The sequence below is a fragment of the Rivularia sp. UHCC 0363 genome (genome assembly GCF_034931125.1).
Lineage (GTDB): Bacteria > Cyanobacteriota > Cyanobacteriia > Cyanobacteriales > Nostocaceae > Rivularia.
In genome coordinates this window covers 34297-58646 of the sequence record NZ_JAYGHM010000018.1, presented here as the reverse complement: position 1 = coordinate 58646, position 24350 = coordinate 34297, and the positions used below count along the sequence as shown (strand labels likewise).

The window sequence follows — 24350 nt, the reverse complement described above, 5'->3', positions numbered from 1 at the left end:
AGGGTAGCGACGTAATCTTCCTAGATGCTGCGATTGCTTCCCTACACTGCGTTCCGCTCGCAATGACAAATTCTGGTTGCGAAATTCATCTTCTATGTCTACCTAATACACTATAGATAGAATGAATATTTATTGCAGGTTAATGTTTGTTCTTTATAATTACTAATATCAGAAAAACGATGTACATAAATCTTCCATTGGGATGAAAAATCATGATCAACTAATTCGCACTTCATCCCCAAATTTTACACCTAATTCTAACTCGGCATTTCCACCATTCACGGCAATTTCTACCCAACCGTGACTACCAATAAGGGCAATAATTTCTCCTATTTTCACATCGGAGTAAGTTTTTTGTGCTTTGATAGTATTTCCCTGTATTTCCGCACTCCAATTTTTCCCTTTGACAAAATTTTGCGGAATGTTAGTTACTAAATTTCCGAAATGGTCAATATATTGAATGCAGCCTATTAAAATATCATCTTTTCGGCTGCATTCGGGTAAATCTAATTTAACCAAACTTTCGGGATTTATTTCTTGTCCCAGTTTTTGCAAAGATATGCCGTTAGCTAGATGCGCTGCTACGGGTGCAAAGATATCTCTGCCGTGAAAAGTATTACTTGGTTGAGTCAGCCAATAGTCGGGATTTGTGAGTTCGACTGCTGCGATCGCGCTATTTTGACTCAAGACTCCACTAATTAAGCCATTGTCTGGAGCAACTAAAAAGCCTTGGGCTAACTCTACAGCAACTGCTCTACGCTTCCCTCCGACACCGGGGTCTACTACCGCTACGTGGACGGTACCCACGGGGAAATAAGGGAAGGCATTCATCAGACAGAATCTGGCTGCAATGATGTTTTGCGGTGGAATTTGATGCGTGATATCAATTACTCTTAACATTGGATTAATTTGCGCGATCGCACCTTTCATTACGGCAACATACTCGTCGCTAATTCCAAAATCACTCAGCAATGTTAGAAGTCGCTGTTTCGTTGACTTACCAGAATCATACATTTTAAGAAGATTAAATTTTAATTAAGTTATGTGAGATGTGGTTTAGATTACTGTAATTGTAGTATTTATAACTATTTGGATTAAAGTGTGATTCATATTAATTTAAAATAAGATTCATAAAACCTTGGATGACGCTTGGAGCTTGCATTGTGAATCATAATGTAATTAAACTAGCAAAACATTTTATATATTTTCGCGTATAATCAAGGTGAATTGTATGCGGAGACACTTTAGAGGGATCGACAAACCTAGACGAAAACCCGACTCGATTTAAGAAATATCAAGGTATTAAGTCAAGGCAATGTTTGATAAATTCAAGTTCTCGTTTAATGACGCTATGTTCAACAATTAAGTTCAGTTTAACTAAATATACATTCTGGAAAGAGTTTTATTTAGTTATATACCTCTAAGGAAGAATATATAATGAATATATTTCTATCCTCCGGTAGTAGGTATGTCTGCTTCGCTTCGTTAAAGTTGATTACATAAAGTTTAGGAGATTTATATGCGAATAGCTCAAGTTGCTCCGCTGTGGGAGAGAGTACCTCCCCCCGGTTATGGTGGTGTTGAGTTGGTCGTAGGATTATTGACCGATGAATTAGTCCGACGAGGACATGAAGTGACTTTGTTCGCTTCGGGAGACTCGTTAACTTTGGCAAATTTGGAGTCTGTTTATCCCCGCGCTTTTCGTTTAGAACCTTCCATATCAGAGTATTCCGCTTATGAAGCCTTGCAGTTGAGTCGAGTTTATAAGCAGGCTAATAAATTCGATGTAATTCATTCTCACGTTGGTTATAATTCTCTTTTTCACGCTAGTTTTGTCGATACCCCAACGGTACATACTCTGCACGGTGCATTCAACTCAGACACCAAGAAGGTTTATTCAGAAGCAAAAGAACAACCCTATATAAGCATTTCCGATGCTCAACGGGAACCGATTCAAGAGCTAAATTATGCGGCAACAGTGTACAACGGTATCGATACTGAAAGCCATCGTTTTTATGCAAAACCTCAAAACTCTCCATATTTGGCATTTTTAGGTAGACTTTCTCCGGAAAAAGGACCCCACATAGCTATAGAAATAGCTCAAAAGTCCGGTGTACCTTTAAAGATGGCTGGTAAGGTCGATAGAGTTGACGTAGACTATTTTGAAAGTAAGATTAAGCCTCATCTTGATGGCAAAAATATAGAATACTTGGGTGAAGCCAATCATTTTGAAAAAAATGAGCTTTTGGGTGGTGCGATCGCCATGTTATTCCCCATAACGTGGAGAGAACCTTTTGGACTGGTAATGACAGAATCAATGGCTGCGGGAACCCCCGTACTTGCGAAACCATTGGGTTCCGTACCGGAAGTGATTGCACATGGTAAGACTGGCTTTTTATGTCACAGTGTTGATGATTATGTTGATGCAATTCAACGTCTGGGAGAAATAGATAGAAGCGAATGTCGCGCTCATGTCGAGCGTAATTTCAGCATTAAAAGTATGGTAGATGGCTACTTAGAGGTTTATAGCAAAGTTACGCGCAAAAGGTTTGATAAGAACGGTCATTCCCGTTTTTTAGCAAATCTACTTATGAGATAAACCAGCGTTGGATGGCTTGAATTTAGCCATCCATTTTGTTCAAAGGTGCATCTACTAGGAATTTCTTGACTTTTGCGATCGCACCTGTGCAGAAAATGCGGTTTGTTTATCTAAACGGTTTTTAATAATTCTTGCAGGTGTACCAACTGCAACAGAAAAAGCAGGAATATTCTGGTTAACAACGGAACCAGCACCGATATCAGTTTTGATATAAATTAAATCGCGCTTTCTCGGATGAAAGTAAATCCCCGTGACGTAACCTCCACCAGTGATCGCAACATTATTTAAACCCAAAGCATGATATTGGCGATCGCTATTTGCTCTGGATAATCTGTGGAAATATATTGCGATCGGTTTGATTGAGATTAAAGGAAAGTTGTAGGAAAAACGTAATTGACAGAATGAAAACAATGCCAAATATTTTATCCTGACGACAGTTAAGTAAATCGAGAAAGCGCATTGTTTTAATCTAAAAATAAATACAAAATTAAAACATCTCTATATATTTGAGTTGGGATGCAAATATCTCAAATACGTTATCGAGTTGAGTTAATTCAATGATGATTCTTAAAGAAGGGGAAATAGAGCAAAGACTAAAGCGCGTTCCCAAGTTTTGGGCTACTTTACAACTAGATATTAATGCCATTAATCCAGCACTATCTACAAATTCTACTTGTTCTAAATCGACTAGCAATGCAAAATGAGGGTTTTGCTTTAAAGTATTAGTTAATTCCCGTTCAAACGCATATGCATTTGCGGCTGTAATGGAATGCTGTGGTTTGAAAACTGTGAATTTAGGCTTTTCAAGTATGGTTTGCATATAGATTATCGCTAAGTGTCAATAAGTTATGAGTGATAATTAACAGTAAACAATATGTAGAGTTTTCACATATCTACACTAAGAGAGATAAATCGTTGGCTTTTTAAGAAGCTCGCGATCAAGCGATACATCAGCTTCAAAGCAAAAGCTCCTTTATTAATAGTAATTGCCCTCCTTACTACATATATTAAAAGTTAATGGTTGAGCAATACCCGTAAATTTACATTTTGTTTGAATGGCAATTCTTCCCCAAGATTCGATATCTTTAGATAAATGGATTCTTATTCAAATTAATACCTCTAATAAATTACTCTTTATTTAAAATCAATATGAGAATAATTCGGCTTTGACAAAATAAAAAAATGAATGTAGCTAAAATAGCTCAAATTAATTACTAATTAACCCTGATAAAATATCTTTAACAACTATCCGGTCTTCAACTAAATCTAAAATATTTACTTTGTTCTAAAGATTCTTGTAGCCAAGCATTTTTGAATTTCTCCGAGTAAATTCACTGACGCTAGGATTTCCTCTAGTTTCATCTACTCCCGTAGCTTGTTTCCACAGTTGAGGGGGTGCTACCGATATGGAATAAGAGGTACTTCCAGTATTTTGGCTGGAGCTTTTGTTGATTGTTTTGACATGATACCATTCTGTTCGCTGGCATTCATCGCACCAAAACGCTTCCAACCACTCATCTTCTAAAAGCACTGCGGTTTGACTAGCAATTAATATTAATGCATTCTGTCTTCCTATTCCTTTTTGCCGAAGTTGTCCAGCTTCGGAAGCAAATAGTTTATATTTTTGACTGACGCTATCTAAATAACATCCATGTATGGGACAATTGATAGCCCTTCTTTTGGAACGCTTGCGATTGCGATCGCATCTTCTGAGCAATTTAATTTCTTTCATGAATTCATACAATCCCAACAACTACCGGATTGAAAAGAAGCTTAATAAGAGCAATTTAGATGCACGCATATTTTTAAGTCACACTATAAACAAAGTACACAATTCAATTTTTAACGCCCAGTAATTATGGCATTAAGAGGGAAGGCTCAGTTAAGCACACTTTAGCCCATACGTTCAGCACAAAAAACCACAGCTATTTAACCTTAATTAGATATGGTCTGTTTTGTAATTCAACCTTCGATAGACGCAGTTGAATCTGCACTCAATTTATGATATTTTATAAATAGACTTTTAAAATATTCGTTTTCATAGAAACCTCTTATTTACTCATAATTAATAAGTTTGGACTGCTTCTTTTAACTTACTGCGATAATTAGCTAAAGAAATAATACAATAATTTTTTATTTAGTTGCAAGTAAATTATTTGTATTCACCACATTGTAGTTCAGAGATGCTTAACTGTTTTAATTGCTAGCAAATCTAACTTCCTTGCACCTACAAATACTTTATACAGCATTAACGTAATGCCGACTTAGAAAGACTGAGATCTACTAGACCATCAAAGTCCAACTTCCATTAAATACATAACTGAATTGTTATTGAATACGACTAACAGCAAAAAAACTGATTTAACTAGCTGTTCAATAGTCTTTTTAATCATGCAAAATCAACCTGAACGGTTTTTAAAATTAGTTTATACTCCAAGCCTGTTAAATCTGACAGAAATTAGTTGATATAAAGTAAATTACAGCTAAATGTCAAATTTACAAAAAATACAGTTAGAGTCAAAACTTAATTATTTTTAATGCAAAACCTCCACCATCCTTTTTAGAGATAAAATCTTATCAACGTTTTAAAGACACTAATAATAACTCAATCTAGTACTTCACAATATCTTGATATTATCTTTACAATATCTTTATATTGAGTGCCAAAACACTTTTCACAGCCTATATTCATAGCTATTGAGTAAAGCTATGGTAAGTATTTTTTCGAGCTATTGAGAAAAACATTTATTTTCTTATCAGTGATTATACAGTATCTTGATATTTTCTTTCAAATAAATTTTTATGTTTATAGTCCCCAATCATGTACTGCTCTATAGGATGACTCATAAAACTACTTTTGATAGATTTGTTTTGGTGTAGTAGTTGCTAGATTGCTCAAACTAAATATTGGACATTTTCTTACTTGGAGAGAAAAAACCGACCGTTCTATAACCGAAAAATGAGTACCTGGATACAATTCCTAAAAAGCTCAGTATTTATTACAGTAAATATGAAGGCTGCAATAAAAGCCACTCTTATTAATAAGATAGGCATTTATGATAATTTATTAATTAGATATTTAGGATACAGAAAATATGGCTCACACCGTACTCGCCATGCAAAAATAATCGCTTGTAAAACGGAAATTGTAACCCTCAATTTATCGTAGTAAGCTTTCCTAATTCAGGTATTTAAAAGTTATAAACCGAGATGAGGAGATAGGGAAAAGGGCAGAAAACGGACTCATCCCAATTCTCCTCTAAGGTTACTTAGATTTAGGCTTGTAAGTCGAAGTAACGTGCAATTCTTTAAGCTGAGAAGCATCTACAGTTGAAGGTGCATCTGTTAACAGACAACTTGCTTGTTGAGTTTTAGGAAAAGCAATTACATCTCGAATTGACTCTTCACCTGCTAATAACATCACCAAACGATCTAAACCGTAGGCAATACCACCGTGAGGAGGAGTACCGTATTCAAAAGCTTCCAAAAGAAAGCCAAATTTATTGTATGCTTCATCGGCAGATAAACCGATTGTTTCAAATACTTGTTCTTGAATTTCTCTTTGATAAATCCGCAAGCTACCACCACCAATTTCAAAGCCGTTATACACTAAGTCATAAGCTTGAGCGCGAGCGGTTTTTAGGTCTTCTAAATCATCAGGATGGGGTGCGGTGAATGGATGGTGTAGTGCTTCAAAGCGTTTTTGGTCTGTATTCCATTCAAACATCGGGAAATCTGTAATCCAAAGTAAATTAATTTTATCCGGTTCGATTAATTTGAATTCCTTGGCTACAAACTGACGTATTCTATCTAAGGTTTTATTAACGGTGTTAGAATCCGCAGCAGCAAACAGCAATAAATGTCCTGGTTTAGCATTAGTACGCTGTAAAATTTCTTGTTTTTGTTCGTCGCTTAAATTATCTTTGATTGCACCTATGGTATCAATTTCGCCATTTTCCTTAACGCGGATGTAGGCTAAACCTTTAGCACCGGCTTCGCTAGCTTCTCTAAAAATATCACCACCCGGTTTGATACGGACATTAGATATCACATCGCCGCCGGGAATCGGTAAAATTTTGATAATCCCGCCTTTTGCAACAGCTTCGCGGAATACCTTAAAACCGCAGTCTTTGAGTAAATCCGAGACATTAACTAGTTCTAAGCCATAGCGTGTATCAGGTTTATCACTGCCGTAACGTTCCATTGCTTCAGCATAGGTAAGACGCGGAAAGTTGTGCGGTAAATCGATGTTTTTAACAGTTTTGAAGATATGACCGACTAACTTTTCATTGAGTGCGATAATTTCCTCAAGAGACATGAAACTCATTTCCATATCTAACTGAGTAAATTCCGGTTGTCTGTCAGCACGTAAATCTTCATCGCGGAAGCAACGGGCAATTTGATAATATCGATCGGCACCCGATACCATCAGAATTTGCTTGAATAGTTGCGGAGACTGGGGTAGAGCGAACCATTCACCGGCATTAACGCGACTCGGTAAAATAAAATCTCTTGCGCCTTCAGGAGTCGAACGAGTTAATATGGGAGTTTCAATTTCGATAAAGTTTTCTTCATCTTCCAGGTAGCGACGGATAGCTTTCACAACTTGATGGCGTAACTGTAGATTACCTGCCATACGTTCCCGACGCAAATCCAAATAACGATACTTTAATCGTAAATCTTCCCGTACTGGTTCCGTATCCGCAGTAGAAACTTGGAAAGGTAATTGCGATCGCACTGCATTGAGCAGTTCAATATTATCGACGTAGATTTCAACTTCACCAGTAGGTAAACGAGGATTCAAAGACTCTTCGGGTCGTTGCAAGACTCTACCCGTCACCTTGACAACGTACTCCGAACGTAGCGAATTAGCCTGTTCGTAAGAATCAGGAGTCCGTTGTGGGTCGCTAACAATTTGCACAATACCAGTGCGATCGCGCAAATCCAAAAATATCACACCCCCATGATCGCGACGACGGTCTACCCACCCATACAAGGTGACGGTTTCTCCGATATTAGATGAACGCACTTCGCCGCAATAGTAACTTCTCATCAAAACTCCTTGGGTCTCAAACCCCGTCCTTATAGGACGGTTTTATATTTAAATGCTGGTTTTTAAATCGATATAATCCCAGGAACCAGCAAACCCGTAAATTGTCTCCTCGCCCAACTAATTACAGATGTCTCGGCTTTACCCGACAACCTAACAAAAGGTTTTAAAGTATTTCCGAACTGGAGAAGCATTCGGAAGTTTTAACCGCAATTAGTCTCTTCGGGGCTATTCAACACTTACGTTGCTAAATTTGTTTTTAGCAATCCTCGTCCCTTTCAGGGCAAGGTAGTTGAAAGGTATTACTTCTAAAAATTCGAGCAGGGATTTTCAAGTTTTTATGAAAACCTTAATATTATATGAGTCAATGAGTAATTAAGGTCAAAGGTCAAAGGTCAAAGGTTAAAGATGGAAAATATTTATCTACCTCCTCTCCCCATCCCCCCATCCCATCTCCTTGTCCCCATCTTAAAAAAAAAGACGCTACATCACTGCAACGTCCCGACAAAATTATTTTTTGACGCTAAAACTATGGACGCGGTGCTGTTAGGACATCCCAGGCTGCTTGTGCAGCTGCTTGGAGGCGATCGCCAAATTCTTGAACTTCAGCAACAATCGATTCAAAGTTTTTGGTGGCTTCATTTTGCACCATATCAAAAGCGTTTTCAATCCGAGCGCGTTCGATCAACTGGTTTTGTTCGATTGATTCTCGTGCTTGACGTACCGCACTTAAGTAGGTTTCGCGGGTTAGAGTACCGGCAGATTGTGCTTCTGCTTGAGCGCGTCTCTTAAGTGCTTCAATCAATGCAGCGGTTTCGTTTTTAACATCCTGACTTTCTCCAACCATTTGGCTTTCTACCATTTCGGTGGTTTGGGGGCTGACTTCTACTATTACTTTGGGTTGTTCGTTATTATCTGTCATGATTTTAGATACAGGTAAGGATTTATGAATTATTAATTATGAATTATCAGCGCCTGAAATTTGAATAATGGTTTGCAATAGCTGAGAATACATGAATTAGAACGAAAATACAATTTTTATTGGTTCTAACTTTACTGTATTTAAGCTAGCATTTGCTATTTTTTTCAAGCTTTACCGTTGATGGTTAATTAAATTGTTGCGGCTAATTGTTGTTCTATCTGTAACAATGCTTCAACTCTAGCTTCCGTACTCGGATGAGTTCTAAATAAGTTACCCAAAAACTCGCCACTAAGAGGATTGATAATCAATAAAGGCTCAAAAGCTGGATTTGCTTGCATTGGCATTTGTCTTGCTGTCGCTTCCAACCGCTGCAAAGCTCGTGCAAGAGCGCGGGGATTACCCGTTAACTTTGCTGCACCAGCATCAGCCGAGAATTCTCTGGTGCGGGAGATTGCTAACTGAATTACGCTTGCAGCTAAAGGGGCTAAGGTAATTGTGAATAACATTCCTAACGGATTCGCATTTCTATTACCATCCCGCGAATTCCCACCAAACCATAAACTATAACTTACCATCTGCGCCAAAAAGGAAATTGCCCCCGCGATGGTAGCGCTAACTGCTTGGGTAAGTGTATCGCGATTAATAATGTGGGTCAGTTCATGAGCAAGTACACCTTCAACCTCTTCCTCCGAGAGGATATTTAAAATTCCTTGAGTTACCGCAACCGCAGCATTTTCAGGGTCTCTCCCAGTCGCGAAAGCATTAGCGTTGGAACCAGGAACTATATATAACCTTGGGGTAGGAATGTTTGCTTTTGCCGATAGTCTTTCAACTATACGATAGAGTTGCGGCGCTTCGTTTGGCGATACTGGTTGCGCTCGATAGGCTGCTAAAGCAATTTTATCCGATTGATACCAAGATACAAGGTTAGTTACTGCCGCGATCGCGATACCAAAAATTAAACCAGTAATACCGCCGATCGCCCAGTAGCTAATAGCTATCAAAAGACCGCTTAAAGCAGCTAGCAAAACAGCAGTTTTTAATTGATTACCCATATTCCTCCTGAAGTACGCTAAATAATGATTAAATTTCTGATTAATAACAGCATTACTTAAGCCATACTTCGATTGTATCTATCTAAACTACGATTTTTGGGGTAGAAAACGCTAATACTTAAGTACGGGTTTGCCTACCAATATTTTGACAACAATTTTTGATGTATGTTTAATGCTTTTTGATAAATTTACTGTTAATTTTAGAAGATTTTTCTTGGATAACATTAATAGTGACTGGAAGCATCTGTCTCTAGGATTATTTTTTAGAATCAAAATATAAAAAACAAATGTTTTGTAGATAGAGAAATTGTAATTTTATGGTAAAGCATATAGCTAAAATTGCGTATAGCTAAATCCTTAAAAACGTTTACATTGCTAGAATAGATGTGAGAAAGGTAAAGCAATTTTAAGTGAGTAAGCATGATTGCGCTTTTTAATTAGTATCGGTAGAATTTTCTACAACTACAGCATAATCGCGATTGATAATACCATCAAGCAGCGTGTTTTGATTACTACTCTATCGTTGGAACTGGTTGCAGTCACCATATTATGGTCGGGATAAATCAAGTAAATACATTTTATTCATGTGTATAAAATTTCAAGGATAAATTGAATGGCTCAAAAGTTGAATAGTGTGGGAGTTTTAGCAAGGATTGGCAGAACTTTGCATGGATTTGCAGAGTTTATACTCAGTCCTTGGGTGAATACATCTCGACTAAGAGGAATGCAGAAAAGAATAGAAGGTTTAGAAAGAAAACTCTATCAAGCTGAACCACAGGAAAAATTCTCTCAAGAGAAGATGATTTATTCTTTGCAGCAACAGTTGGATTTTTTGGAAGAAAGTACAAATAATCGTTTAGATAAAATCGTCAATTACGAACTACGCAATCAGGTTTTAGAGGTTATTCACGAACAGATAGAGTTTATCGCGAAAATCATCAAACCAACCGTAGAAGTATTATTAAGAGAATTAGAAGATAAAAAGCTGTCTCATGTGGGAATAGTAAGTCTTAAAGAAATTCAAGAAAGACAAGACAAACTTCGTTACTCCTTAGAATCTATCGAAAGAGAGTTGACTACATCGCTTCCAGAATTAGAATCACAAAGGGCTGGATGTATAGAAGGAGGAAGATGGTTACTAGCAAATCGAATCGAAGTAGCACAGACAGTAGCATTCGATTTGTTAGCTCCGGAACATCCCCATATAGAAGAATTTTGTCGTAACATCAGCAAATACCTTAAATTAATTGGTAGCTGCATGGAAAATGAAATCGAACCCCGTTTACTTTATAAAGGAGTAGTGACCCATTACGAACCACCAGTAGAAATATATTTAAAAGCATTCGAGTTGATTAAAAGTAAATATATTAGAGATTGGCAATCTTCCGCTGTTGTTTCAGATAAAGCGATCGATGAATTCATTGGTTACTTTGATTATTTAATAGACTATTTCGTTAACGTTTTAGTCTAACAATAGCGATGTTTTTATATCCTCTTCGATTGCTGCGATCGACTGGGTGTTTTTAGTTTCGATTTCCGATAAAACATCAACCATTGTTTTAAGAAGTTTACTTTGATGCCAGCATTTTTCTGCTTCTAAGAGAGTAGCTAAATTTTGCAATGTTTTCATTAAAGCTACATTATATTCTTGAAAACGCTTGTCTAAAAACTGATACTGATTCATAAATTAACTTAAAGATTTCACAATCATTGTTTCTGCGAATAACTATATACCCAGGATTTAACATATAAAAATTTCATAAAGCTACATTAAATTTTCATGAATCAGGTATAGATAATTGCACATTGAGCATTAAGAATGGGTAGATTTTAATTTAAAATCTAAAATCATATAGCTCCTAACTCCTACGACCTTGTTTACAAATCAACTTTGTAAGCTAAATCTAACTCATCACCGGGAACACCACGCAATCCCCAGTTATGTCTTGGTGTTTCAAAAATAGTAATTTCAATATCATTATTAGAAATACGAAATCTTTCACCAATACGTTTGATAAGCAACAGAATCAAGTTTTTCTTAACTTCAATCGAGCGTCCTTCAAACATACTAATTTCAATAATTATATAGCTTTGACTTTTATCTGAAGGAAAAATAAAATCCGATTTATCCATAGGGAAAAAGCGATGAAAACGTTTTTCCGGGGGATATTGCAGCACATCAACAAAACAACTGTGAATTACCATACTAAGTTGATTTTTTATCGGATTTAGATATTCAGAAACACCATAAATTTTAGTTTGGGGCATAATATAACCAATTATCAATTATCAATTATTATCAGAAGGATGCAAATCATTATCCATTAATTGTTGTTGATAATAACTTTGCAGTAAATTTTCTAGTTGCGTTTCCGGACAACATTCAATCAAAGCTTCAAAAACCTCAAAGATTTTAGCAGCACTATCTCCTAGCAGTGGACTTAATCCCCAAACATCTTGTACCCAATCTTGAGGATGAGTATCTTCAAAAATCATTCTTTCTAGAAGTTGCTTTGCTTCAGCTTTTGAAATAGACATTTTAATCAATTATTAATTAACAATATGAATTGGCTAACTGGTTACTGTTCGCTGTTTAGTGATAATCTATTTTAAACATCAAATTAGTTAAAATTCCTTGTGAATCGTAAAGAATTTTACAGCCGCGACTAACTACACTGAATGTACCCGAATCAATAGGATTAACTGATGCCCATGTTGGTAAACCAAAGCTGATTTCAACTTTTATATGGGTTAAATCCTTAGTTAAACTATCTAAATATATATGTCTTGACCAGACTACACCATATTCAGCATCATTCCACTTTAAAATTTGATAATTAATAGACTCCCAGTTTATTTGATGCATCCACTGATGATTGCTGCGGAAAAAGTCTGTATTTGGAGTAATTACCATCAAATCAATATCGGAATCGGGTTTTGCTTCACCTCGCGCATAAGAACCTACTAAAGCTAATGCTAAAATTTCCGAACGTGTTTCCGCCCAGTTTACGGCTTTTTCTAAAATTGTATTGATTAGATAATTGTTCAATTTTTGAGATTAAGTTTTATTGCTCAACTAGTCACGAATTACAGTTAAAATTTTATCATCAAAATTAGAATCATTAAGAATTGCAAGGAGACTTCCTAGAATTATTGTTAAAATTGCAATGTAAACTGGGGAAAAGAAGCAGAAATAATGGCAGATTCTAGGTTTAATAAGGTTTTAGAAAGTGTAGAAACATTATCTTTAGACGAACAGGAGGCACTTATTCAAGTCGTACAGCGACGAATTGTTGAAAAGCGCCGCGATGAAATTGCTGCAAATATTGTTCAAGCAAATGTAGAATACCGTTCGGGGCAAGTTTTTCGTGGCTCAGTTGCCGAAATCATGAATGAGTTAGATAAGTGAAGACTTTAGTTTTTGCATCTTCCTTTAAAAGAGCATTTAAGCGATTAATTAAGCGACAACCTGAACTCAAAGAGCAGATTGAGGAACGGCTTGCACTTTTGGCTAATGACCCATTTGAGCCTTTATTGCAAACCCATGAATTGAAAGGTAAGTTATCTGGAGCTTGGGCTTGTTCGGTTGAGTATGACTGTCGTATAGTATTTAACTTCGTAGAAAATGAAAATTCTGGGGAAGAAGAAATCTTACTAATTGATATTGGAACTCATGACGAAGTGTATTAAAAACAACACTTAATAAATATTATTTATATCGAAACTAGCCAAAATTTTTGTGATAATTATAGTCAGGCAAAATGCCTGACCAAGATCCCAAACTTTAAACTTTAAACTTTAAATTTCTCAGTAATCCGCTTCATTGCTTCTTCGACATTTTCTCTACTATTAAAAGCTGAAATACGAAAATAACCTTCACCCGCAGCACCAAAACCGGAACCGGGTGTACCTACTACGTTGCAGCTATTTACTAATTTATCGAAAAAGTCCCAACTGCTAAGACCGTTCGGTGTTTTCACCCATACGTAAGGTGCGTTAACTCCTCCGTAAACTTGCATTCCCGCAGCGGTAAGGCGATCGCGAATAATTTTGGCGTTTTCTAAGTAGAAACTTATAAGCTGTTTAATTTGCTCTTGTCCTTCTTGAGAATAAACCGCTTCTGCACCGCGCTGTACTATGTAGGATACGCCGTTAAATTTGGTCGATTGACGACGATTCCACAGTTTCCATAGTTCGACATCGGAACCGTCAGAAGCTTTTGCTGTGAGTGTTTTGGGTACTACTGTTAACGCACAACGGGTTCCGGTAAAACCGGCGTTTTTGGAGAAAGAACGGAATTCGATCGCGCAATCTCTCGCTCCTTCGATTTCATAAATCGAGTGGGGAAGTGAGGAGTCAGTAATGTAGGCTTCGTAAGCTGCATCAAAGAAGATGATTGAATTATTGGCTTTAGCGTAATCTACCCAAGCTTTTAAGTCTTCTTTACTCGCTGTCGCTCCGGTGGGATTATTAGGAAAACAAAGGTAAATTAAATCGACTTTCTCAGAAGGGATTTGAGCGGTAAAATTATTTTCAGCGGTGATTGGTAAATATACTAAACCTTCGTACTCGCCATTCTTTTTCGCATCCCCGGTATTACCTGCCATAACGTTAGTGTCAACGTACACGGGATAAACTGGATCGGTAACGGCAATGGTGTTATTGTGACCAAAAATATCGAGAATATTGCCCGAATCGCACTTAGAACCGTCAGAAATAAAGATTTCGTCCGCATCAATTTCGCATCCTCTGGCTTGGAAATCGTGATGGGCAATCTTTTCGCGCAACCAAGCATAACCTTGTTCGGGGCCGTAACCTTTGAAAGTTTCGCGGTTTCCCATCTCCTCGGTAGCTCTAATCATTGCCGTGCGGCAAGCTTGCGGTAATGGTTCAGTAACGTCACCAATTCCCAACTTGATGATTTTAGCATCAGGGTTAGCTTCAGCAAATGCCTTTACTCTCCGCGCAATTTCAGGAAATAAGTAACCAGCTTTTAGCTTCAAATAATTGTCGTTAATGGTTGCCATAGTTAAGTTAATAAGTGCATAGTTTATCAGCTTACTGCAAAGTGGGGGAGTTGAAAGTTAGGAGCGAGAAGTAAGAAATTAGCAGTTAAATAAAGACTATTCGGGGACAAAACCACCGTATAATTATTTTTACTTATCAGTTGACCTGGGAGTTTGAAAGCCATGCCAATGGCAGTAGGAGTAATCGAAACACTAAGTTTTCCGGCAATACTTATAGCCTCAGACACAATGGTTAAAGCTGCCGCAGTTACAGTAGTTTTTTACGATAAATCGGAAAGCGGACGTTTCTTTGTCGCAGTCAGGGGACACGTTGCAGAAGTCCAACGTGCGGTAGCAGAAGGGCTTGAAGCTGTTGAAAAAGAATCGCATGGAGGTGAAGTGATGAGTCATTATATTGTCCCCAATCCTCCAGAAAATGTGGAAAGCATTTTACCAATCCATTTCACTTCAAAATCAGAACCTTTCCGTATGTAGTACGCAGTTGTTCGATTTCTGAGAAGATAAAGAATATATCGGTAGCTATTAATTAATATAGGAGATAATAAATGTCATCACAGGCAGTTGGTTCTTTAGAAACTAAAGGTTTTCCTGCCGTATTAGCGGCTGCGGATGCAATGGTAAAAGCCGGTAGAGTCACACTTGTGGGCTATATACGAGTTGGTAGCGCTCGCTTTACAGTTAATATTCGCGGCGACGTTTCGGAAGTCAAAGCTTCTATGGCTGCTGGTATAGAAGCCGCAGAAAGCTGTCATGGTGGAACACTCGAATCTTGGGTGATTATTGCTCGTCCCCACGAAAACGTTGAAGCTGTTTTACCAATTGGTTATTCTGAAGATGTTGAAGAATATCGACTTTCTGTAGAAAATCCGATTGTAGGCAGGTCTAATCGTCGTTAATCAATTTTTAATTAGTTTTTTGTCTTAAAGATTACCGGCTTTGAGGGAGTAGTTCTAATTAATCATGTAGTGCGAGCTTCTAGCTCGCTACAGTATATTCGGACGCTTCGGGATATTAAAATTATTTTTTGGAAGTCCCTACAAGGAAGAGTTCTAGATTTATTTTTAAATAATTGCGCGATCAAAAGTACCCCAATGGGTACTTCCGTCTTCTCAAAAATTTTCCATAATAAGAATAAAGTTTATTTAGGATTCTAAATCGGGAAATATTGAAACCTAATTTTGGAAAACATTATGTTGTCTTAACTATTAGTATTTTGTGGTTGATAGACAATATATCCATACTTCCTCTGCTTTTGGCTTTACTTCTTATGATGTTAATGACCTTAAACAATACTCAGAAGCGCAGCTTTAAGAGTTTTAAATTTATGAATAAATATACATAATTAGGTTTCTGACAATAGTAGAGTAAATGTAAAATAAATACTAAATTAAATAACAGTATCAATTTAGATTGGAGAATCGAAACTAATATAAATAAAGCAACGTCCCAATTAAAGTGAATTCTATTTCTTACGTTAAAAATAGTCTGCTGCCATCAGCGAAATCATATGAACTGGTACTTTGTACATCTGTCTTTAGATAGATATCAATAACTTTACTGGACAAATATTTCCTTTACAAAAATTGACATTAGTAAGAATTAAGGAAGACACCTTGAAAACTTGATTGAATTACTGATTAATCGATTAGTTTTTAAGTTGAGAGCCGGAAAATTTTGCATAAGTTGACTAAAAACAAACGTAATAAAAATAGAAGCCATCAACTGTTTTGGATATATAAGTCAAATGTGGCGACTACTAGTTAAATACACCAATTGCGATCGAAGGGAGTTGTGATGCAAACTTTAGAGCAGGGTTTTGAGGAGCGCAATCTCAATATGATATCTGAAGCGGAAAAACTGGCATTATATTGGCGAGATCGATTAGCTGATGAATGTTCGCAACATAGCGAAACGACAAGAGAAAGCATAGCTAAGTGGCTGATAGGAAGCGATCAAGAACGCTTTGAGAATCTTGATGTCAAAGAATTGAAAATCGCCAAGCAAGCGATGGAATATCGCTATCGAATTTTGTGTCAACGCTACCTGGGGATAGGTAGGGAACGTGCTTATCGTAACTTAATTACTCGTTTGGGAAGCTTAACGACATTGCGTTCCAAAATTCAAACTTGGATTTCTTTGAGTCGCGATCGCCAGCGTCAAGTATTGGATGTGTTGCAGGAAATACTTCAAGAATTACTGCAAAGCGACAAGTATATGCTTTCTCAGATGGCTTGTATTTCGGAATTTACCCAAGATAGCAGGTTGAGAAATGCCTTGGTGTTTGCCAGCCTAGAAGAATACTGTATGCGACCGATACGCAATCAGCCATTACTGGTATATCGCTTTGTTAACTATTTAAAGCGAACTCAACGGGGGGGTTTAACTCAAGTACCCGGTAAAGACTTGGTACGGTTAGTTTCCGAAGAAGTATTTGCTGAAGACGGTGAAAGTCGAGTCAGCTTGGTAGACCAAAACGCGATCGAAGATTATCTGGAAGAAGAAAAAGCCCAGGAGCAACAGCTACACCGTCAGTTAGTAAAAAGCGAATTCGAGAAATATCTCCAGGAGAATTTAGGAGTTGATGCGACCAAGTGGCTGCAACTGTATCTTAAAGGCTTTACCCAAGAAGCGATCGCCAAAGAGTTAGGAAAACCAATCAAAGAGATTTATCGGTTGCGAGAAAAAATTGGCTACCATGCAGTCAGGGTTTTCGCACTTAAAGACAAGCCGGAGTTAGTTGGTAACTGGCTAGAAAATTCTTTATGGGAGCATAACTTAGGTTTAACACCAAAGCAATGGGAACAATTGCAAGAGAAAATATCACCCGTACAAAAGCAAGTTTTAGAAATGTTGAAAATGGGTAAAACCATAGAAGAGATTGCCCAAAATCTCAAAAGCAAAACTCATCAGGTAATGGGAGAATGGACAAAAGTATATTTAGCGGCTCAAGCTGTACGCAGTGAATAAAGCTTTTTTTCCTGACTTAGCTGCTCCCCAGAAGAGTCTGGACTGAGGTTATGGATTATTTTGCGTAAATAGTTTAACTTTTATTTACCGAAAAGTCTTCATCAAGATAGTGCCAAATCGCCAATGAAGCGAATACGATGGAGCAAAACATCGAGCGATTAGACCTATGTTGTCTTCCGAAGGCAAACCTACTGATACCAGTGCATCAATTGCCAATCAAAAGCCATCTAAGACTATAGTTGCTTTAAATGCATCATCAGACCTAAACCAACAACAGCACGAGCAGATATTTCAACTGATTGAGAGTATTCTGTGCTTTGAGGCTTGCCTCTATCATCAAGTTTTACCTTTGAAATTAGAAGATAACAGTCTGTTGTTGGGTATCGTTAATCCCACAGACGCGGCGGCATTAAATTATGTAAATGGTATATTATCTCACTTAAAATGTACGGTAGAAACTCAGCCTGTATCTGCTGAAACTCATCGCATCATATTAACAGAGTATCTTAATCATAAGAATAAATTGTCGGCAGCATCTAAATTACCTTCTGATGAAGCTGAGGTTACGAATCCATCATTTATGGAAAATTTAGAAGAGGAATCCCAACCGGGCGATAATACTTTAATCTTGTTTGATTCTGCCAAGGGAGTTGACTTAGAAATATCTCCGACTCAAGAGCGTAAGAAATCCCCTGCGACGACACCTTTAAATCCCCAAGATTTAGATGAAAATACTGGTGTAGGTATTTTTGAAGTAGTATCGGCACAAAATTTACCCGCATTAAGATTACCTCTTCCGGAATCATTCACTGCTGATGCAATACTCTCCACCCTTGGACCGAAAAAATTGCTTAAAGAACTGCTAGCAAGAATTCTGGCAGGAGGGATTGGTCGTTTATATTTAGAAAGACAGCCCTATCAAGGTCGAATCTTGTGGAGTTTAAACGGAGTCGTACAGTCAGTAATAGAAGAACTCCAACTATCGACTTTTCAAGGTGTACTTAATGAATTAAAACGCTTGAATTCTTTACCAATCGCGACATTAGCGCAAGCAAAACAAGTAGAAACAGAATGTTTATATCAGCAACAGCATTTGTTATTGCGTTTGCGAGTCATGCCGGGAATGTACGGAGAAGAAGCAACTTTACAGGTATTGCGTGGAGCTGCATTAAAGTTTTATCAGCAACAGCAGCTAACTCGTCTGAGTCGCGATGCTTTAGGAGCTTCCCAGCAGCTAAGTTACAAAGTACACGAACTACAGCAAAAACTATCGCTGAATACGCGAGACTTGAATCCTGAGCAATTAGAGGCTTTAAAGTCTCTAAACGAATTGGTAGAAAGTTTAGATAGTCATTTAAGAATACTTACAGATATCCCCACTGTGTAAAGAAATAGTCAGTAAAACCGCTGATGAGTATTTGTCCGTAACTGTGTTGTAATAGAAACCTACAAGCTTTTTCCTATCTAGTTTTTTATTTATTTGCGGCAGATATTCCATGCAGACAGAGGTTTTCAGCGAAATCTTCCCCTTATTGAGTACAGCTAATCCCCAAACTTTGGAATTGCTGCTCAACGTTGCAACAATGCACGAGTATCCGGCTGGACGAGCCGTTTTAATGGAAGACTCTTGGGGTAATGCAGTTTACTTTATTGTATCGGGTTGGGTAAAAGTCCGGCGGACTAACAGTGAAGATACTCGCGCTCTGGCGATTTTGGGTAAAGGTGATTTCTTTGGGGAAATGGCGATTTTAGATGAATCTCCCCGTTCTACCGATGTTATAGCTCTTTCTCCAGTCGAATTGATTAGCGTATCGAGGGAGCGGTTTATTCAAATATTGTTTAAAGATTCCCAGTTACACCATCGAATGCTGCAATTAATGGTGCGTCGAATGCGTTACGTAAATTTACGCTTGCAAATGCGAGCCGCACCTCCAGCTGTTAAACTGGCTCATACTTTGGTTTCTTTGGGTGAGAGCTATGGTGAAGAAGCTGAAAAAGGAAAAGACATTTATCAGATTCCATTCCAAGATTTAGCGGATGTTACCGATATCGGAATTGAAGAAACTACCCAAATCATCGAAAAGCTTAACGAAAAAGCTTGGATTAAGATCGATACCGCTCAACAAGTAATTCATCTGCTTAATTTTAAACAATTAACAAATTTAGCTGGCAAAATATGAATTAACTATGAGTTATAAGTTATAAGTTACAGTAAAAACTTCTGACCGATAACTCTTAAAAATGACCGAAGTAACTGCTGCTCCTCTTAAAAGCACAAAACAAACCACCGCGACAATTAGTTACCAAGTTGCAATGTCTCAGCCAGAAAACCATCTGTTTGAGGTAACTTTACACTTGGAGGGCTATTCATCATCCATTTTGGATTTAAAAATGCCCGTTTGGACTCCCGGTTCTTATTTAGTACGGGAATATGCCAAGCATTTACAAGATTTTTCGGCGATAAGTGACGATAAAGCTTTAACTTGGCGTAAAGTTGGCAAGAATTATTGGCAAGTAGATACTAATAATGTTGCAAAGATAACAATTAAATACCGTATTTTTGCGAACGAGCTAACCGTGCGGACAAATCATTTAGATGCAACCCACGCTTATTTTAATGGAGCGGCGCTATTTTTTAGAATACCGGAATTTGATCGGCAAGAAATTCGCGTTACCATTCATACTCCGCATCCTCAATGGCAGATAACCACAACATTAAGTGCAGTTGAAGAAAATACTTTCGTTGCTGCTGACTTTGATACCCTTGTAGACAGTCCTTTTGAAATCGGTTCCCATCAGCTATATGACTTCGAGGTACGCTCCCTACCCCACCAGCTAGCAATTTGGGGAAAAGGTAACGTCCAAGTCGAACCAATGATTGAGGATATCAAGAGAATTATCGAAGTAGAAGCGCAGATGTTCGATGGTTTACCTTACGAACAATATTTATTTTTGCTGCATTTATCAGCACAATCATATGGTGGTTTGGAACATAAAAATTCTTGTTCCTTAATTTATCAGCGGTTTGGATTTAGCGATCGCGAAAAATACGAACGTTTCATGCAGTTGGTCGCTCACGAATTCTTCCACCTGTGGAACGTCAAGCGGATTCGTCCTAAAGAGTTGGAAGTTTTTGACTACGACCAAGAAAACTATACCCCTTCCCTATGGTTTTGCGAGGGAACGACTAGTTATTACGACTTATTGATTCCTTTAAAAGCGGGAATTTATAATGTTAAATCCTACTTAAATAATTTAAGTAAAGAAATAACTCTGTATGAAACCACACCCGGACGTAAAGTACAGCCAGTTTCCGAATCAAGTTTTGATGCTTGGATTAAACTTTACCGTCAAGATGCTAACAGCCGCAATTCTCAAATCTCCTATTATTTGAAAGGGGAAATGATTTCATTATTATTAGATTTACTGATTCGCGATCGCCACAATAATCAACGTTCTCTTGATGATGTGATGCTCAAATTATGGCAGCAATTTGGTAAAAATGAAGTTGGTTATACTGCTGACGAATTGCAGCAAGTTATCGAGTCAGTAGCAGGAATTGATTTAACAGACTTCTTCCAACGTTTCGTTCACGGTACAGAAGATTTACCCTTTAACGAATATCTCCAACCCTTCGGGTTAAAATTAATTGCAGATAAAACCAATGAGCCATTCTTAGGAATAAAAGTAACCAGTGAGAACGCACGGGAATCAATCAAATTTGTAGAAACAGATTCACCCGCACAAATTGCCGGAATTGACGCAGGTGATGAATTATTAGCAATTGATGGAATTAAAATAACAGCAAATAAACTAAGCGAACGTTTAAAGGATTATCAACCAGAAGATACTATTGAAATTACCGTATTTCATCAAGATGAACTGCGTAATTATCGCGTTACCTTAGCAGAGCCTCGTGCGAATAAATACGAAGTAGTACCAGTTAAAAAGCCAAACGCTGCTCAAAAAGAGAAATTTACAAAGTTTTTGGGGGTGTAGTTTCTGAGTTTGGGTTAGTTTGGTTTGTAGGTTGGGTTAGACACGAAAACCAGTTTAATTTGTAAGAGAAATATTTATTTATCGTGTCGTAACCCAACATGATGATTGTAAATGAATATTGTAGAAAAGCAATAACGTTATGTTGGGTTACGGTTCAAATATAGGTGATTCGTTGAAAATTATATCTTTTCGTGAACCTAACCCAACCTACAAAACTTAATTCCTAAAGTGTCATAACCGATCGCGAATGAATATTGTGACGTACCTATACCTAATGTTGGGTTACGGTTCAAATATAGATAATTTGTTTTTAACGATATATCTTCGTGAACCTAACCCAACCTACAAACTACAAACTGATGTTAGGTTACGCTTCAAATAGAAATTATTCTTAAATCAATATATAGCCCGCGCAGGCGGGCTTTGTAAATGTAGCCCCACCCTTCGAGGGTGAGGGAGATTAATATTTTCCGATATATTAAACGTGCCTTTTCAAAACCCCCGGTTCTTGCTGCATTGGTAACACATCGAAAGTATCAATTTGAGAACAATATTTTAAATCCTCATGGCAATCCAAACCTATCAAACGTTGACCGTGGCTTGCGTGTTTAAACATTTGCAATAAATCATCCTTCCATTGAGAATAAAGCGCGATCGCACCAATCACTTCATCGTTACCCGCAACATCATCTATAGATAACTTAGTTTTTTCCAATAGATGATGAGCGATCGCACCCGCGCAAGCTGTATCCTCAAGGGAGTAACTACCTTGCCATCCCGAACCCACTATCCACAAGCTTTCTGGTTGCTTTTGTGCTAAATATTCCACCACAGATGTTAAATTCACAAACGCTCCAGTAATAACCGTTTGAGCCTCCTGAATTCTTTGTAAAGCCCGAGTCCCGTTAGTAGTACTGATAAACAAACGCTTTCCTTCCACCACTTCCCGTTTACAGTCGAGGGGAGAATTACCTAAATCAAAACCAGGAACCTTTGCACCCCCTCTTTCCCCAGCCCGTAAACGCTTGTCAGCAGGAAACTTTTCGCTGACTTCCACCAATTTATCCAAATCACTGAAAAATTGAACAGCTTCCCCACCAGCAGCCAAAACCGTAGCCATTGTAGTAGTTGCACGCAACACATCAACCGCGATCGCGCATTCTGGCATCTGGGTTGTTGGGGTTTCTTCTGGACTATGATAAATAAATAAATTCATCCGCTTGATACACCTGCTTTTATATACTGCCGAGATTTTAATACGCTGAGCGTGTCAACAGGAAGAAGAGATAGGGAGATGGGGGGATGGGGAGATAAGGGGAGAGTTTTGAATTCCCAATTACCAATTACTAACTCCTAACTGTTCACTGTTCGCTGTAATCTGGAAACAAGAACGATATTTTAGCTGAATCCAAAATCTAAAATCTAAAATCCAAAATCAACATGGCTCCTTTACCAGATTACCGTCCGAAACAACTTTCTCTAGGTCCGTTGGAAGCGGAAATTTTAAATATTGTTTGGCAACTGAACAAGGTTACAGTAAAAAATGTCCACGATCGCATTTTGGCTGACCCTAACCGCGAATTAGCTTATACTTCTGTTACTACCGTACTGCGACGGTTGACACAAAAAGGTTGGCTCGAATGTAATAAGCAAGGAAAAGCATTTTATTGGCGACCATTATTAACTAAGCAACAAGCAGAAGTTATTCAAGCGCACGAACAGTTACAGAAATTTCTCAAAATTGGCAATCCTGATGTAATTGCTGCTTTTGCAGATAGTTTAGATGAAGCTGATTCTGCAAAAATACAGGCAATAGCAAAACGAGTTGAAGCTGCGCGATTAGCGAGGGAAGAATAATGCATTTTTTAATAATTTTTTTAGCTTTAATAGTTGCTTACACTATCAGATGTCGATGGACTCAAAGTGTCGAGCAATGGAATGAACGCTGGCAAAAAACACTATTCTTCTTTCTATTTCCTCCCTTATTAATCTTCATGACAACTATCGCTTTGCTGTTCATGGGACCTCAAGGAACGATGGGTGGATTACAAACGGGTTGCTATGGTTATGTAATCGCTTTCGCTGCTCTTGTTTTTTTTGCAATTATGTGCATAAAACAGGGTTGGCAAGGATGGCGATCGATCAAATCTACCCGCGATTGTCCCCAAATTAATGTAGCAGGTAAACAAGTTCGCTTGTTAAATACAGGGGCATTATTTGCCGGACAAATTGGCTTTTTAAAACCTGAATTAGTTCTGAGTTCTGGGTTATTACAAACTCTTTCGGAAACTCATTTAGAAACAGTTTTAGCCCACGAAGAAGGACATTATTATTATCGGGATACATTCTGGTTTTTCTGGCTGGGTTGGATGCGAGAATGTACCATTTGGTTGCCTAATACAGAAGCTTTGTGGCAAGAATTATTAACATTACGTGAGTTGCGAGCCGATGCTCGCGCAGCTTTATACGTAGACCCTTTATTATTAGCTGAATCACTATTAATGGTTGTCAGTAGTCCCCCCGTAGCTTCATCCGTTCTTTGTGCTGCATTGGGTTCCACGAACGCAAATCGTTTAGAAGAAAGAGTCGAAGCCCTTTTATCTCAACCACAACCAACTGCGAAGCTTCATTTTATCTCTTGGAAGTGGCTTGTATGGACTTTTGTTCCTTTAGTTAGCGTTGCGTTTCATAGTTGAATTGGTTAGAAAAATACATGATACCAACGTCTAAA

The 24350-nt window shown here is 37.8% G+C and carries 25 protein-coding genes; 12 read left to right on the top strand and 13 right to left on the bottom strand.

Annotated elements, in window-relative coordinates:
* Window positions 1-216: 216 nt before the first annotated feature.
* Complete coding sequence (locus VB797_RS12550) at window positions 217-1014, bottom strand: SAM-dependent chlorinase/fluorinase (protein ID WP_323238021.1); 798 nt, start codon at window positions 1012-1014, stop codon at window positions 217-219.
* Window positions 1015-1519: 505 nt separating this feature from the next.
* Between VB797_RS12550 and VB797_RS12545 the strand changes: the two genes are divergently transcribed.
* The gene (locus tag VB797_RS12545) at window positions 1520-2599 is read left to right on the top strand and encodes a glycosyltransferase family 4 protein (RefSeq protein WP_323238020.1); all 1080 of its coding nucleotides are present in this window, start codon (window positions 1520-1522) and stop codon (window positions 2597-2599) included.
* Window positions 2600-2653: 54 nt separating this feature from the next.
* Here the strand turns inward: VB797_RS12545 and VB797_RS12540 are convergent, their stop codons facing one another.
* The 6 genes from VB797_RS12540 to VB797_RS12515 form a co-directional block, all read right to left on the bottom strand.
* The gene (locus VB797_RS12540; protein ID WP_323238079.1) at window positions 2654-3016 is read right to left on the bottom strand and encodes a hypothetical protein; all 363 of its coding nucleotides are present in this window, start codon (window positions 3014-3016) and stop codon (window positions 2654-2656) included.
* A 70-nt stretch (window positions 3017-3086) separates the two neighbouring features.
* Window positions 3087-3419 carry an STAS domain-containing protein gene (locus VB797_RS12535; RefSeq protein WP_323238019.1) on the bottom strand — a complete coding sequence of 111 codons (333 nt, stop codon included), beginning with the start codon at window positions 3417-3419 and terminating at the stop codon, window positions 3087-3089.
* 465 nt (window positions 3420-3884) lie between these two features.
* Window positions 3885-4331 carry a hypothetical protein gene (locus VB797_RS12530; RefSeq protein ID WP_323238018.1) on the bottom strand — a complete coding sequence of 149 codons (447 nt, stop codon included), beginning with the start codon at window positions 4329-4331 and terminating at the stop codon, window positions 3885-3887.
* Window positions 4332-5864: 1533 nt separating this feature from the next.
* Entirely contained in the window at window positions 5865-7652 is a 1788-nt protein-coding gene (aspS, locus tag VB797_RS12525; RefSeq protein WP_323238017.1) for an aspartate--tRNA ligase, read from the bottom strand.
* A gap of 526 nt (window positions 7653-8178) precedes the next feature.
* Window positions 8179-8571 carry a hypothetical protein gene (locus VB797_RS12520; RefSeq protein ID WP_323238016.1) on the bottom strand — a complete coding sequence of 131 codons (393 nt, stop codon included), beginning with the start codon at window positions 8569-8571 and terminating at the stop codon, window positions 8179-8181.
* Between the two features lie 188 nt (window positions 8572-8759).
* Complete coding sequence (locus VB797_RS12515) at window positions 8760-9626, bottom strand: zinc metalloprotease HtpX (RefSeq protein WP_323238015.1); 867 nt, start codon at window positions 9624-9626, stop codon at window positions 8760-8762.
* Between the two features lie 613 nt (window positions 9627-10239).
* Here VB797_RS12515 and VB797_RS12510 point away from each other — a divergent pair.
* Entirely contained in the window at window positions 10240-11097 is an 858-nt protein-coding gene (locus tag VB797_RS12510; RefSeq protein WP_323238014.1) for a hypothetical protein, read from the top strand.
* Here the strand turns inward: VB797_RS12510 and VB797_RS12505 are convergent.
* From VB797_RS12505 to VB797_RS12490, 4 genes are all read right to left on the bottom strand, one after another.
* Entirely contained in the window at window positions 11089-11310 is a 222-nt protein-coding gene (locus tag VB797_RS12505; RefSeq protein ID WP_323238013.1) for a hypothetical protein, read from the bottom strand. The genes VB797_RS12510 and VB797_RS12505 overlap by 9 nt on opposite strands.
* 194 nt (window positions 11311-11504) lie before the next feature.
* Window positions 11505-11894, bottom strand: coding sequence for a tautomerase family protein (locus VB797_RS12500; RefSeq protein ID WP_323238012.1), 390 nt, complete (start codon window positions 11892-11894; stop codon window positions 11505-11507).
* 21 nt (window positions 11895-11915) lie between these two features.
* Window positions 11916-12164: a hypothetical protein gene (locus tag VB797_RS12495; protein ID WP_323238011.1), complete on the bottom strand. Its 249-nt coding sequence runs from the start codon at window positions 12162-12164 to the stop codon at window positions 11916-11918.
* A 55-nt stretch (window positions 12165-12219) separates the two neighbouring features.
* The gene (locus tag VB797_RS12490; protein ID WP_323238010.1) at window positions 12220-12675 is read right to left on the bottom strand and encodes a nucleotidyltransferase domain-containing protein; all 456 of its coding nucleotides are present in this window, start codon (window positions 12673-12675) and stop codon (window positions 12220-12222) included.
* A gap of 147 nt (window positions 12676-12822) precedes the next feature.
* On the opposite strand from VB797_RS12490, the gene VB797_RS12485 reads away from it, so the two are divergent.
* The gene (locus VB797_RS12485) at window positions 12823-13035 is read left to right on the top strand and encodes a hypothetical protein (protein ID WP_323238009.1); all 213 of its coding nucleotides are present in this window, start codon (window positions 12823-12825) and stop codon (window positions 13033-13035) included.
* Entirely contained in the window at window positions 13032-13316 is a 285-nt protein-coding gene (locus VB797_RS12480) for a type II toxin-antitoxin system mRNA interferase toxin, RelE/StbE family (protein WP_323238008.1), read from the top strand. The genes VB797_RS12485 and VB797_RS12480 overlap by 4 nt, the downstream gene beginning before the upstream one ends.
* A gap of 101 nt (window positions 13317-13417) precedes the next feature.
* On the opposite strand, the gene VB797_RS12475 is transcribed toward VB797_RS12480, so the two are convergent.
* Window positions 13418-14653 (bottom strand): LL-diaminopimelate aminotransferase, encoded by a 1236-nt coding sequence (locus VB797_RS12475; protein WP_323238007.1) that lies wholly within the window; start codon window positions 14651-14653, stop codon window positions 13418-13420.
* Between the two features lie 162 nt (window positions 14654-14815).
* Here VB797_RS12475 and VB797_RS12470 point away from each other — a divergent pair, with 162 nt between their 5' ends.
* The 6 genes from VB797_RS12470 (at window position 14816) to VB797_RS12445 (ending at window position 21619) form a co-directional block, all read left to right on the top strand.
* Window positions 14816-15127: a carbon dioxide-concentrating mechanism protein CcmK gene (locus VB797_RS12470; RefSeq protein ID WP_323238006.1), complete on the top strand. Its 312-nt coding sequence runs from the start codon at window positions 14816-14818 to the stop codon at window positions 15125-15127.
* 71 nt (window positions 15128-15198) lie between these two features.
* Window positions 15199-15549, top strand: coding sequence for a carbon dioxide-concentrating mechanism protein CcmK (locus VB797_RS12465; protein WP_323238005.1), 351 nt, complete (start codon window positions 15199-15201; stop codon window positions 15547-15549).
* A gap of 898 nt (window positions 15550-16447) precedes the next feature.
* A complete protein-coding gene (locus tag VB797_RS12460) occupies window positions 16448-17620 on the top strand; it encodes a HetZ-related protein 2 (protein ID WP_323238004.1) in 1173 nt (390 codons plus the stop codon).
* A gap of 166 nt (window positions 17621-17786) precedes the next feature.
* A complete protein-coding gene (locus tag VB797_RS12455; protein ID WP_323238003.1) occupies window positions 17787-19007 on the top strand; it encodes a pilus assembly protein PilB in 1221 nt (406 codons plus the stop codon).
* 109 nt (window positions 19008-19116) lie between these two features.
* Complete coding sequence (locus VB797_RS12450) at window positions 19117-19800, top strand: Crp/Fnr family transcriptional regulator (protein WP_323238002.1); 684 nt, start codon at window positions 19117-19119, stop codon at window positions 19798-19800.
* A 61-nt stretch (window positions 19801-19861) separates the two neighbouring features.
* Window positions 19862-21619: a M61 family metallopeptidase gene (locus VB797_RS12445; RefSeq protein WP_323238001.1), complete on the top strand. Its 1758-nt coding sequence runs from the start codon at window positions 19862-19864 to the stop codon at window positions 21617-21619.
* A gap of 478 nt (window positions 21620-22097) precedes the next feature.
* Here the strand turns inward: VB797_RS12445 and VB797_RS12440 are convergent, their stop codons facing one another.
* Window positions 22098-22835 (bottom strand): 2-phosphosulfolactate phosphatase family protein, encoded by a 738-nt coding sequence (locus VB797_RS12440; RefSeq protein ID WP_323238000.1) that lies wholly within the window; start codon window positions 22833-22835, stop codon window positions 22098-22100.
* A gap of 224 nt (window positions 22836-23059) precedes the next feature.
* Here VB797_RS12440 and VB797_RS12435 point away from each other — a divergent pair, with 224 nt between their 5' ends.
* Both VB797_RS12435 and VB797_RS12430 read left to right on the top strand, forming a co-directional pair.
* On the top strand, window positions 23060-23476 hold the full coding sequence (locus VB797_RS12435; protein WP_323237999.1) for a BlaI/MecI/CopY family transcriptional regulator: 417 nt from the start codon (window positions 23060-23062) through the stop codon (window positions 23474-23476).
* Window positions 23476-24315, top strand: a complete 840-nt coding sequence (locus VB797_RS12430) for a M56 family metallopeptidase (protein ID WP_323237998.1) — start codon at window positions 23476-23478, stop codon at window positions 24313-24315. Before VB797_RS12435 ends, VB797_RS12430 begins: the two co-directional genes overlap by 1 nt.
* Window positions 24316-24350: the final 35 nt, after the last annotated feature.

Bases quoted from the DNA above. Each gene is read 5' to 3' on its own strand.
- VB797_RS12465 (WP_323238005.1), top strand. From the start codon at position 15,199: ATGTCATCACAGGCAGTTGGTTCTTTAGAAACTAAAGGTTTTCCTGCC.
- VB797_RS12475 (WP_323238007.1), bottom strand. From the start codon at position 14,653: ATGGCAACCATTAACGACAATTATTTGAAGCTAAAAGCTGGTTACTTA.
- VB797_RS12550 (WP_323238021.1), bottom strand. From the start codon at position 1,014: ATGTATGATTCTGGTAAGTCAACGAAACAGCGACTTCTAACATTGCTG.
- VB797_RS12440 (WP_323238000.1), bottom strand. From the start codon at position 22,835: ATGAATTTATTTATTTATCATAGTCCAGAAGAAACCCCAACAACCCAG.
- VB797_RS12530 (WP_323238018.1), bottom strand. From the start codon at position 4,331: ATGAAAGAAATTAAATTGCTCAGAAGATGCGATCGCAATCGCAAGCGT.
- VB797_RS12460 (WP_323238004.1), top strand. From the start codon at position 16,448: ATGCAAACTTTAGAGCAGGGTTTTGAGGAGCGCAATCTCAATATGATA.
- VB797_RS12505 (WP_323238013.1), bottom strand. From the start codon at position 11,310: ATGAATCAGTATCAGTTTTTAGACAAGCGTTTTCAAGAATATAATGTA.
- VB797_RS12450 (WP_323238002.1), top strand. From the start codon at position 19,117: ATGCAGACAGAGGTTTTCAGCGAAATCTTCCCCTTATTGAGTACAGCT.
- VB797_RS12495 (WP_323238011.1), bottom strand. From the start codon at position 12,164: ATGTCTATTTCAAAAGCTGAAGCAAAGCAACTTCTAGAAAGAATGATT.
- VB797_RS12445 (WP_323238001.1), top strand. From the start codon at position 19,862: ATGACCGAAGTAACTGCTGCTCCTCTTAAAAGCACAAAACAAACCACC.
- VB797_RS12515 (WP_323238015.1), bottom strand. From the start codon at position 9,626: ATGGGTAATCAATTAAAAACTGCTGTTTTGCTAGCTGCTTTAAGCGGT.
- VB797_RS12520 (WP_323238016.1), bottom strand. From the start codon at position 8,571: ATGACAGATAATAACGAACAACCCAAAGTAATAGTAGAAGTCAGCCCC.
- VB797_RS12430 (WP_323237998.1), top strand. From the start codon at position 23,476: ATGCATTTTTTAATAATTTTTTTAGCTTTAATAGTTGCTTACACTATC.
- VB797_RS12455 (WP_323238003.1), top strand. From the start codon at position 17,787: ATGTTGTCTTCCGAAGGCAAACCTACTGATACCAGTGCATCAATTGCC.
- VB797_RS12435 (WP_323237999.1), top strand. From the start codon at position 23,060: ATGGCTCCTTTACCAGATTACCGTCCGAAACAACTTTCTCTAGGTCCG.
- VB797_RS12535 (WP_323238019.1), bottom strand. From the start codon at position 3,419: ATGCAAACCATACTTGAAAAGCCTAAATTCACAGTTTTCAAACCACAG.
- VB797_RS12500 (WP_323238012.1), bottom strand. From the start codon at position 11,894: ATGCCCCAAACTAAAATTTATGGTGTTTCTGAATATCTAAATCCGATA.
- VB797_RS12510 (WP_323238014.1), top strand. From the start codon at position 10,240: ATGGCTCAAAAGTTGAATAGTGTGGGAGTTTTAGCAAGGATTGGCAGA.
- VB797_RS12485 (WP_323238009.1), top strand. From the start codon at position 12,823: ATGGCAGATTCTAGGTTTAATAAGGTTTTAGAAAGTGTAGAAACATTA.
- VB797_RS12545 (WP_323238020.1), top strand. From the start codon at position 1,520: ATGCGAATAGCTCAAGTTGCTCCGCTGTGGGAGAGAGTACCTCCCCCC.
- VB797_RS12470 (WP_323238006.1), top strand. From the start codon at position 14,816: ATGCCAATGGCAGTAGGAGTAATCGAAACACTAAGTTTTCCGGCAATA.
- aspS (WP_323238017.1), bottom strand. From the start codon at position 7,652: ATGAGAAGTTACTATTGCGGCGAAGTGCGTTCATCTAATATCGGAGAA.